Source organism: Candidatus Binatia bacterium, from assembly GCA_036493895.1.
In the GTDB taxonomy this organism is placed as follows: Bacteria; Desulfobacterota; Binatia; order UBA1149; family CAITLU01; genus DATNBU01.
Window position 1 is genome coordinate 35,014 of the sequence record DASXOZ010000010.1, and the last position, 10,549, is coordinate 45,562.

The window sequence follows — 10,549 nt, forward strand, 5'->3', positions numbered from 1 at the left end:
CCGCAGGCGCGTTCAGCGCAGTGGTTCCCACGCGATCCCGAAAGCCTCGGCCACCGGCCGGCTCGTCAGGCGTCCGCGCGAGCACGATACGCCGCGCGCGAGCGATGCATCGTCTGCCGCGGCCTTGCGCCAGCCGTGCGCCGCGATTTCGAGCGCATAGCTCATCGTGACGTTCGTGAGTGCGTACGTGGAAGTTTGCGGTACCGCGCCCGGCATGTTCGCCACCGCATAGTGCACGATTCCCTCTTCGATGTAGCGCGGATCATGGTGCGTCGTCGCGCGCGTCGTCTCGGCGCAGCCACCCTGGTCCACTGCGATGTCGACGAGCGCCGAGCGCGGCTCCATGCGCCTCAGCAGCTCGCGCGTGACGAGGCGCGGAGCCTTCGCACCGGGAATCAGCACCGCGCCGATCACGAGATCGGCCTCGGCGACCGAAGCTTCGATGTTCGCGAGGTTGGACATCAGGCTCGTGACGTTGCCGCGCACGACGTCGCTCACGTACGCGAGGCGGCGCGGATTGACGTCGACGATCGTCACGTCGGCACCGAGCCCGACCGCGACGACGCAGGCGTTGAAGCCGGCCACTCCCGCGCCGAGGATCGTCACGCGTCCGCGCCGGACGCCGGAAACGCCGGGCAGCAGGATTCCCTTGCCGCCGTGGGCCATCTCGAGGGACGCGGCTCCGGCCTGGACGGCCAGGCGACCGGCCACTTCGGACATCGGCACGAGCAGCGGCAGGCTTGCGTCGTCGAGCTGCACCGTCTCGTACGCGATCGCGGTGCAGTTGCTGCGCAGAAGCTCGCGCGTGAGCGTCTCGTTGGCGGCCAGGTGCAGGTACGTGAAGAGCACGAGGTCTTCGTGCAGGAAGCCGTATTCGGCTGGAAGCGGCTCCTTGACCTTGAGCACGAGGTCGGAGTCGCGCCACACGTCGGCCGCCGTCGCGGCGATCGTCGCACCGGCACGGTCGTACATCTCGTCGCTGAGACCGCTGCCGCGCCCGGCGCCGCTTTCGATGAGCACGCGGTGCCCGTTCGACGCCAGTGCCGTTACGCCCGCCGGAGTAATCGCGACGCGGTTTTCGTCGTCCTTGATTTCCCTTGGAACGCCGATGCGCATGCCAGCGGAGTCTGCGCCGTTTCCGGGCGCAATGCGACGCCCGGATATCCGGAACAGGCACGAACTACGCGCCGGCACTCACTCGCGTAGTCTGTCCCTGTTCCGGATTTGCAGAGCGCCTGCCATCCGGGTGTCACTGCAGCGTCGGGGCCGGCGGTGCTGCAAAATTCGTCGGATCTCCGTCTCCCGCGGCATTCGCGTTGCCGTGCACCTCATTGCCCACCGTGACCTGCAACGCATTCCACGACGGAACGATCGCCCACAACGTGCGTGTCTCTTCGCAGCGTTCGACCCCGTGTTCGCCGACGGTCCCCCGCGCGAGATCGCGACGCACGACCGCGTACACCGAGCGGCCGAGCCGGTCGCAGAGCCTCAGCACTTCCCATACGTGCTCGTCCTCGAGCGCCGTGATTTCCTCGACGGCAACCGTGCTCGTGCTGCCGCGAGCCAGCGCTTGCACCTCGTCGATCAGGGCGAGCTGGTCCTGGCGCGACGACGCGAGCAGCGCGTTGCGTGCGAAGATGTCCACCGGCGCGCGCAGCGCACGCGCGACAAGCACGTCCAGGCGACGGGCAGCCACCGGGGCACTTGCATCCGGCGGCGGAGGAGGACTCCACGCAACGCCAAGCTCGTGCCGGATCGCGGTTACTCTGCGCACCAGGCGCCGGTATCCACGTTGCACTGCGTGCGGATCGGCGAGCGCGCTCTCGTCGAGCCATCGCTCGTCCTCGAGGATCGCGTCCAGGCGCAGCAGGTCCTCGCGCGTCGCGCAGAAGCGATCGACGAATCGCCGGCGCGCGTTGATCGCGAGTGCGCCGACAAGACGGCCGGGATGAACGGATCGTGCGCACCCGGCGCAGATCTCGCCGACGAGCTCGATCGGTTCGGTATCGCTGTCGCGCCCGCACAGCTCACAGAAGCGCCGACCGGCAGCGACGTTTCCGCTTGCACGGCACGATTGGCAGGTATCGCGCCGCACGCCGCCCGCGTGCGCCTCTTCGCGGAGATCGACGACGACGAGATCGCCGCAGCACTGGCAGATCGAGTTGCCGAGGCTGCCGACGAAACGGCCCGTCGATGTGCGTTTGGCGGCGATTCGCGTCGCCAGGATACGATGGACGCGATCGCGGCGACTGCGACGCCGCCGCGCGGGAGATTGGTAAGGCCTTGGCTCGGACACGATGCACCTCCGTGCAGCCGCCGAGCGCGCCTGGTACCGATGCAACCTTGAGGGAGGCAGGCTTGCGCCTGGACGTTTTGCCCGTGGAGCCGCGAAGCTCGAGCCACATCATCCCGTCAGGGTTGCCTTGGCACCGTGGCCGCTCGTGCGGCTCGGTTGTCGGACGGGCTCTCAAAGGCAGCCCGTCTCTCTGGATGTTGGAAGCAAGCTAACGCAGCAGTGCCGCGCGCGCAACCTGGAGAAGCCGGTTGCAAAGGAAACAGGCGATGCAGACGTTTTGCGTGCTGACGATGCCGGAGCTCACTTGCGAGAGCTCCGGCATCGCGGCGACCAGCTCGCGTCCGCGCCCGACTCTGCCTCAAATCGCAGGCGTGGCGCCGTGCTGATCGTGTTCCTGCTGCCCTTCGATGGCCGGCCGCGCCGGTTGGTTCTGCGCAGGGCCGCCTTTCCCCGCCGCACTCGCTGCACTCGACGTGGAGGCGACGCTTTGTCGCAGCGCGGGATACTGCAGCGCGAGCACACCGCGCAGCACCGATACGTCGGCCGCGGACGGAACCGGTGGTTGCTCGTCCGTTGCGGAAGCGGCGGCGGGCGTAGCCAGTGCCGCGATGCCGACTGCGGTCGCGACCGCGAGAAGCAGCGCGGCCGTTCGTGCGTTGGCGCGGGCGGGAGATGCGAGCTTCCTTCTACGATGCAGTTCCATTGCGTGCCGCCCCCATCCTCGGATCAACATGGGCTGATCCAGCCACGGTCCCGAAGGTCCCGTGCATCGTCCTCACGTGAGGCAGTGCGCGCAGGATCGAAGGGAAATCCTGCCGCGGGCCGCCTGAAAGCAGTAAGGACGCCAATTGCGGCGGCCGTCAAACGTTGGCGATGGGTTTGTACGCCGCGATGCGTGCTTTGTGTGGGCGTGCCCACACAAAATGCGCCACTCGTGGGAGGTTTCGCGGGACGCGAAGCGCGCGTGCGCGTCGCAGCGCGATCTCTACGTCGATGTCAGCCGGTCGGCCTGAGCTCGGCAGGCACATCGCGACGGAAGAAGTTCCTGGCCGCGCCGCTCCTGTTGCGCAGATAGACGAACGCGTTCGAGGCGAGGCGAGCCAGGAAGCGGGGCTCTCTCGCCATGAGCAGGGCCAGGCCGCGCAGCACGTCGGGGCGCGAGTAGAACGTGCGGTAGCACTGGTCGAAATACGTCTCGAGGATCTTCGTCGTCAGACCGTTCGGCACGAACACGAAGTTCATCGCGTTCATCTCCTCCCAGTTCTCGACGAAGCTGCCGTGGCTGTGGATCGTCGGGTAGGCCGGAGTGCCGGGGTACGGCGTGAACTTGGTGATCTGGCAGAGGTCGAGCTCGACGGTGCGCAGGAACTCGAGCGTCTCGGCGAGGCTGTCGAGTCCCTCTGTCGGGTGACCGAGCATGACGTAGCCCTTGGCACGGATTCCAGCCTGGCGCGTGAGCCTCAGCGTCTCGCGCATGCGCGGAATCTTCACCTCGTGCTTGACGACGTCGAGGATGCGAGGGGATCCCGACTCGATGCCGTAGGCGATCTGCCAGCACCCGGCCTTCTTCATAAGCTTCATCGTCTCGAGGTCGAGAAGGTTCGGATGGCTGGTGCAGCTCCACGTGAAGCGGAAGCCTGCCTCGAGAAAGGATTCGCAAAGCTGCACGACGCGGTCGCGGCGCACCGTGAACAGGTCGTCGACGAAAAGGACGTGACGCACGCCGAGGCCCTCGAGGTGGCGACACAACCCGACGACGTACTCGACGCTGTGCATGCGGCCTTTGCGTCCCGACGTCGAGCGGTCGCAGAAGCTGCACGAGAACGGGCAGCCCCGCGACGTGATCAGCGAGGCGACCGGCGTTTTCGGATAGCTGAACAGGGTCGGCTGGAAGCGGTGCGGGAAGTCCGGCAGCAGGTCCCAGGCCGGCGGCGGCAGCTCGTCGAGATCGTCGATGTACGGGGCGCGCGGATTGGCAACGACGTTGCCGTCGCGGCGCCACGCAAGGCCCGCAACGCCGTCGATCGGCTGCTGCGTTTCGAGCCTTTGGAGAAGATCGAACAGCGAGTGCTCGCCTTCGCCGACGATGCCGTAGTCGATTTCCGGGAAGGCCTCCAGGGTGCGCTCGGGAATCGCGCTGACGTGGGGCCCGCCGATGATCGTCACGACTCCCGGTACCAGCTCCTTGACGCGAGCCGCGATGCGCGCCGCGTTGGTGACCGAGATCGTCGTCGCCGAAAGACCGAGCACGTCGGGACGAAGCGCCGCGATCTCGCGGCTCACTTCCTCGAGGCCACGGCCCTGCTCCTTCGCGTCGACGAGGTGGACCCGGTAGCCGCGCTCGCGCGCGACGGCGGCAAGCACGAGCACGCCGACGCCCGGTATCGTCTCTTCGCCTTTTCGAAGCCCGTCCATCGAGCGGTCCCAGAACACGTAGGGCGGCTCGCAGAAAACGATGGTGCGCCCGCGCTCAGGCGCAGACGCCCGTGTCGGCAATTCGCTCACAACGCCGCTATACCACGGCCCCGGGAAATGGGATTCCGAAATGTAATAGGGTCAGGCACCAGAGGAATGGGGTCAGGCACCAGGGGAATGGGGTCAGGCACCAGGGTGAGGCACCACGGCGTTTCAGAAGTGGCGCGTGACCGTCAGCGCAAACAGCATCGTCGCGCTGGTGGAACCCTGCGACGGAAAGTAACCCTCGTAGCCGGGCACCCGGGCGGCCCCGGCCGGAATGAATGAGAATGAGCCGCCGAGCCCCCAGTCCCCGACCGTCCACGCCAGCCCGCTGCTGACGCGGAGCCGCTCGTAACCCGTCGGCGAAAAACCGTCGCCCTTGCCGAGGAATCCTCCGGACCTGGCGATGCCTCCGAGCAGGCTGACGTTGTCGATCGGAGAGTACGAAAATCCGAGGAACTGGCGCCAATTATCGCGCGTCGCACCGTCCGGACTCGTTCCGAACGCCAGAGTCTGGTCGTAGCGGACGATGTCGTTCCACGTCTGCTCCGGATCGGAGAGGAACCCGAACGAAGCTCTCCAGCGCGGCGCGAACGCCCGCGTGACCTCGCGGGTCAGCGCGGGCGTCGCACCGGCCCCGGCGAATGCGGACGGCACAGCCGTCACGATGTCGTCCGCTTTCGCCGTAGGCAGCAACTGTGCGTGGGCCGTCGCGGCCGCAAGGCCGAGACAGAGCAGGAACGCGAACAGCCGGACGGCGGCCAAACCACCACTCGCCCGATGTATTTTTTCTGCTCGCATGACCGGCCCTGTCGCAACACGAGAGGTATTCCTCGTTGCACGGGTCAGCAATCGGGTTTTCCCGCGCAAGTGTGGATTTTTCCTCTTCGTTTGCACAAAGGAACTAACGCGTTGCAGCGGATGCGGCGCAGCATCCGGGGCCGGCGGCTCCCGCTTGCGTGCGTTGCTCGCACTCGAGTCCGATGCCGCGTCGCCGCAGCGGCCGATGTGGATCGCGCCACTGCGCGCATCACCATGGCCGGTAGAAGACAGGCGCAGTTGCTCGCAAAAAAGCCGGCCACAGCATCCGTCGGAACGGGATCAGCTGCCCCACCGCGTCCGCCGGTCTCGGGACCGGCCGGACACCACGTTCACCGGAACGGCGCGGACTGGCCGCTGCTGCGGCCGCACCCGGTTGCGCTGAACGCGTCGTAAAAGAAAATCTTGCAATTTCGCGATGATGGCCTGCCGGAACCGTTTTTCTTGCCCCCGTATGCGCGCCAAAATTGCTGCGTATGTGGGGGACGAAAATGCGGGGCTTCTCCGTTGCGGGACGGACGGCGGCGCTGTCAGGCGCATCGCTGCTTTGCGTGCTCGCCAACGGAATGCTCGACAGCGCAGCGTTCGCGGCGAGTCGCGACGAAGAGCCGGTGTCGCTCGACCGCCTTCAGAAGATTCCGCTGACGCCACTTCCGCCTTCGAACGAATCTCCGCGCCCGAGCGCTGCGTCGCGCGACGACGCGGCACGTTTCGTTCACCGCAGCGTCGCACCGCATGACACGACGCGCGGACACACCGCAAGCGAAGGGCAACATCGCTCGACGGTTGCCGCGCAGCGAAGCGGACACCCGGTGCCGCCTGCCGCCGCGCATGCGAGCGCCGCGACGAAACTCGCAAAGAGCGCACCCGATGCTTCGCGAAGTGCCTCGCGCAAGCCCACCGCGCACGCCGCCGCCAGCCACGAATCCACGCATGCGAAGCTCGCCAATCGTGCCGAGGTCGACTCCGCAAGAGCCGGCAGCGACCAGGATGCGTCGGCGGCTTCCGTCGCTGTCCATGGGTCCTCGGGCGAAGTGTTCGGCCAATCCGATCCACCGCTGGACCAGAGGCCTGCCGGACTGCAGTACGTCCCGATGCTCATGCCGATGCATCCCGACGTGGTGCCGGCTCCGCGTCGCGACGCCACCGGTGTCAGCGCCGCCCCGCATTCTGCGGCGACTCCTGCCAAAGCGCCCGCTCGCGAGGACGATGCACCTGCCGGACGGGAATCGGCAAAGGCGCAGGACGAGCGGCTGCTGGCGAGCCGCGTCGATCCCGTCGAGGCCGGTGTCGAGGCCCGCGCCGAGTCCGCCGAACCCATCCGTGACGCGCCCAGCGACCTGCGCGGGCGGCAGCCGCAGCGCGATGCATTCACGCTCGCGAGGCTCGGCCCGGCTCCTGTCGCGGCGGGAAGCCTGGCGCCGAGCGACGACGAAAAACTGCTGCTCGACCTCGTCAACGTCGAGCGCACGTCGCGCAACCTGAAGCCGCTGGTGTGGGATGCGCATCTCACGCGCATGGCCCGGCTTCACGACAGTGACATGAAGGCATCGCACCGCATCTCGCATTATTCGTCGCGAGACAGCGCCGACCTGACGACGCGCCTGACGAGGATTTCCTACAGCGCGCGCGAAGCCGCCGAGAACGTCGCGTTCGACGCGAACGTCGTCAAGGCGCATCGCGCGCTGATGCAGTCGCCGGGGCACCGCCGCAACATCCTCGATCCCGGCCTCGAGAACGTCGGCCTGGCGATCATGACTCGCCAGGACCGTTGGATCTACGTCGTCGAGGATTTCGCGACGCCGATGGAGCACTTCAGCGACCGCGAAGCGGCAAATCGAATGTCTTCCGCGGTGGCACGGGCCAAGGGGTGGCTGCGGCCGCCGCTCGCCGAGGATCACGACTTGTCGGTGCGACTGGACGGTCTGCTCGAGCAGATGATCGCGTCGGACACCACCGAGGATGCGGTCGGAGGCGGAGTAGGCGAGGGCGCGACGATCGCGTTCACGTCGGCCGATCCGTCGATGCCTCCGCACGACATTCTCGCGAAAGCCTCGAAGTCCGACGGGTATGCGCTTGCGGTCTCGTTCCGCAAGACCGAGCGTTATCCGCTCGGCACCTGGTGGGCCATCGTCTACCTGAAAGACGTCTACTGAGGCTTTTCGCGCACGATCCGTGCGCTCCAACGGCCGATTTTCCACGCTTTCCCGCTCGCCGTGACGCAGGCGGACAGCGCTCCGTCCTCGATCCAGAAGAGCCCTTGCTGGCCGAAGTGCCTCGCGACGCGCAATGCCTCGGCCGGCGTCGCGCACGCAAAGGCGCGGCCCGGCTCACGATGCGAAAGATCCGGTGAAGCGCCCGTCGCTTCGAACGACGCGATGCTTTCGCGGGCGAGCAAGGCATCCAGCTCGGCGCTGGCGCGAAGGTTCTGTCGCTCCGGCGCCGGCCGGCCGCCGGGATTGTATGCCGTCACGATTGCAAAACGGCGGGGCCATCGCGGCGGCGGCTGAGGCACGAGGAAGACGGTATCGAGCCAGGCGCGCGGAAACGGCGGCGCTTTTTCACTTGCCGAAAACAGCGCCGAAGGTCCGCCGTCGCGACCCAGCCACACGGCGGATTGCGGCCCCAGTATTCCGTCGAAGCGCTCGCCTTCGCGACGGTGTTCCGAGGCCACCTCGATGCGACCGCCCGACGGTACGCGCGCATCCGCGTCGCCGAAGTTCACGATGACGATTCTCTCGTCGCCGGTTGCGCCGTCGTGGCGCCTGATCGCGAGCACGCTGGAATCGAGTTCGTCGCCAAGCGGAATCAGCTCTTCGTCGCCGCTTCTGAGTGCCGTCGATGCGCGACGTACGGCGAGCAGGCGACGGTAGAGGCACAGCATCGATGCCGGGTCTTCGGCCTGCGTCGAAGCGGCGCCGCCTTCGGGTCGCGGCGGCCACGGCAACCAGTTGTCCTCGCGAGGCCAGCCGTGTCGCGGGCTGTCGTCCCACGGGATGGGCGCGCGGCAGCCGTCGCGCAGGCCCGGGTCGACGCGACGGTCGGGCGGAATCTCCGCATCGGAAAGGCCCAGCTCTTCTCCCGCATAGAGGAACGGCGTGCCGCGCAGCCCGAGCAGCAGGAACGCTGCTGCACGCGCCGCTTCTTCGCTGCCGTACCGGGTGCGGTGACGCTGGTTGTCGTGGTTCGACAATACCCACGTCGGCCATGCATCGCGGGGCGCGAGCTCGCTGTGAATCTTCTCGATCTGTTCGCGCCACGCCTCGGCGTCCGGCGGCGTGAACAGCGGAAGGAAGTTGAAACAAAGGTGCAGCTCGTCGCCGCGGCCGTAGTACTCGGCGATCGCGGCGCTGTCGAGGAGGAACACCTCTCCGATCGATACGCGCTCACCGTCGTACGAGTCGAGAAGGACGCGGATATCGCGCAGCAGCGGATGGGTTTCTTCGCGATGATGCAGCGGAACGTGCGTGAGGTCCTTCAGGTAATCGGGATCGTCGGCGAGGGCTTCGTCCTTGCCGATGAGGTGTACGACGTCCATGCGAAAACCGTCGACTCCGCGGTCGAGCCAGAAGCGCAGCGTCGCGTGCATCGCGCGCACCACCTGCGGCTCGCGCCAGTTGAGGTCCGGCTGCTCGGGCAAAAAGCAGTGCAGCCAGTACTGGCCCGTCGCCTCGTCGAAGGTCCATGCAGGCCCGTGCGAAAACTGGCCGACCCAATTGTTCGGAGGACCGCCGCCGGGAGCAGGGTCGCGCCAAACGTACCAGTTGCGCTTGCCGCTCGTGCGGCTGCTGCGCGAGTCGATGAACCACGCATGAAGATCGGAGGTGTGATTGGGGACCCAGTCGATCACGACGCGAAGGCCGCGCTCGTGCGCGTCGGCGACCAGCCGGTCGAACACCTCGAGGCTTCCGAACAGCGCGTCGACGTTGCAATAATCGCGGACGTCGTAGCCGAAATCCTTCATCGGCGACGGGAAAAAAGGGCTGATCCAGATTGCGTCGATGCCGAGCGAACACAGGTAGTCGAGGCGCAGCCGGATGCCTTCGAGGTCGCCTATCCCGTCGCCGTCGCTGTCGAGGAAACTGCGCGGGTAGATCTGGTAGAAAACCGCGCTTTTCCACCAAGGCTTGCGCGGCTCCTGCCGAAGATCGCCGGCCACCGACGCCATCGACGCCACCGACGCCATCGACGCCATCAATGCCATCGATGGAGGATAAGCGGTCGGCGTCGAAGGTGGAACCCGGCCGGTTGGGTGCGGGGCCGGAAAAGGCTAGGTTCCCGCCCCATGAACCGTTCTACAGGCCTCGTCGTTGCCCTCGTTCTTCTCGGTGGCGCCGGAATCATGATCACGCGCCTGATGCTCGACAACTACGCGCTCAGGGTCGACATCGCCAATGTGAAATCCCATCAGAGCGCCGCCGCCAGCATCCCGAAGCCGGCGCCCGCCGCCGCGGCCGTCGTTCCCGCTGCGAGTGCGTCGGGGGGTCGCGAGGTGATCGAGAGCGCGCGACAGATGATGATCGACGCGCTGGCCCAGGAAGGCGGCTCCGAAAAGAAGCTGTGGATGCGCGTCGATCCGAAAGACCGCGAAGCGTCGACGTTTGCCAACCAGATTGCCACCGTGTTCCGTGACCAGGGCTGGGAAGTCTCGGTGCTCGACAACGAAGGCATGCGCTTCAAGGCGGGCCTGCTGATGTTGGTGGGACCCGAGGACGATCCGCCGTCGTACGTGGTGAACGCCCAGGCAGCCATCGACGCGATCGGCCAGGATGTCACCAAGGCACGCGGCTACAGCGCGTACTACGAGTCCCAGAAGAGGGACCATCCCGACTGGCAGGGCACCAAGTTCCTGCCCGATCAGACCTATGTTCTGCTGGTCGGCCGCAAGCCGGAAGCGAAACCCGCCGAATAATCCGGGGTCAGGCACCAGCGCGCATCAACTGGACGGTGCTGCGTGCTTGATGCGCGCTGGTGCCT

At 66.9% G+C, this 10,549-nt stretch carries 8 protein-coding genes; 2 read left to right on the top strand and 6 right to left on the bottom strand.

Annotated elements, in window-relative coordinates; genetic code table 11:
* Window positions 1–12 precede the first annotated feature (12 nt).
* From ald to VGK20_01590, 5 genes are all read right to left on the bottom strand, one after another.
* Complete coding sequence (gene ald / locus VGK20_01570) at window positions 13–1,116, bottom strand: alanine dehydrogenase (GenBank protein HEY2772718.1); 1,104 nt, start codon at window positions 1,114–1,116, stop codon at window positions 13–15.
* Between the two features lie 133 nt (window positions 1,117–1,249).
* On the bottom strand, window positions 1,250–2,296 hold the full coding sequence (locus VGK20_01575; protein ID HEY2772719.1) for a hypothetical protein: 1,047 nt from the start codon (window positions 2,294–2,296) through the stop codon (window positions 1,250–1,252).
* Window positions 2,297–2,654: 358 nt separating this feature from the next.
* Window positions 2,655–2,999 (bottom strand): hypothetical protein, encoded by a 345-nt coding sequence (locus tag VGK20_01580; GenBank protein ID HEY2772720.1) that lies wholly within the window; start codon window positions 2,997–2,999, stop codon window positions 2,655–2,657.
* A 293-nt stretch (window positions 3,000–3,292) separates the two neighbouring features.
* Complete coding sequence (locus VGK20_01585; GenBank protein ID HEY2772721.1) at window positions 3,293–4,801, bottom strand: radical SAM protein; 1,509 nt, start codon at window positions 4,799–4,801, stop codon at window positions 3,293–3,295.
* Between the two features lie 123 nt (window positions 4,802–4,924).
* Entirely contained in the window at window positions 4,925–5,518 is a 594-nt protein-coding gene (locus VGK20_01590; GenBank protein HEY2772722.1) for a hypothetical protein, read from the bottom strand.
* A 545-nt stretch (window positions 5,519–6,063) separates the two neighbouring features.
* Between VGK20_01590 and VGK20_01595 the strand changes: the two genes are divergently transcribed.
* The gene (locus VGK20_01595) at window positions 6,064–7,728 is read left to right on the top strand and encodes a CAP domain-containing protein (GenBank protein HEY2772723.1); all 1,665 of its coding nucleotides are present in this window, start codon (window positions 6,064–6,066) and stop codon (window positions 7,726–7,728) included.
* On the opposite strand, the gene VGK20_01600 is transcribed toward VGK20_01595, so the two are convergent.
* The gene (locus VGK20_01600; GenBank protein HEY2772724.1) at window positions 7,722–9,776 is read right to left on the bottom strand and encodes a DUF3293 domain-containing protein; all 2,055 of its coding nucleotides are present in this window, start codon (window positions 9,774–9,776) and stop codon (window positions 7,722–7,724) included. The two genes, VGK20_01595 and VGK20_01600, sit on opposite strands and share 7 nt — an antisense overlap.
* Window positions 9,777–9,857: 81 nt before the next feature.
* On the opposite strand from VGK20_01600, the gene VGK20_01605 reads away from it, so the two are divergent.
* Entirely contained in the window at window positions 9,858–10,484 is a 627-nt protein-coding gene (locus VGK20_01605; GenBank protein HEY2772725.1) for a hypothetical protein, read from the top strand.
* Window positions 10,485–10,549: the final 65 nt, after the last annotated feature.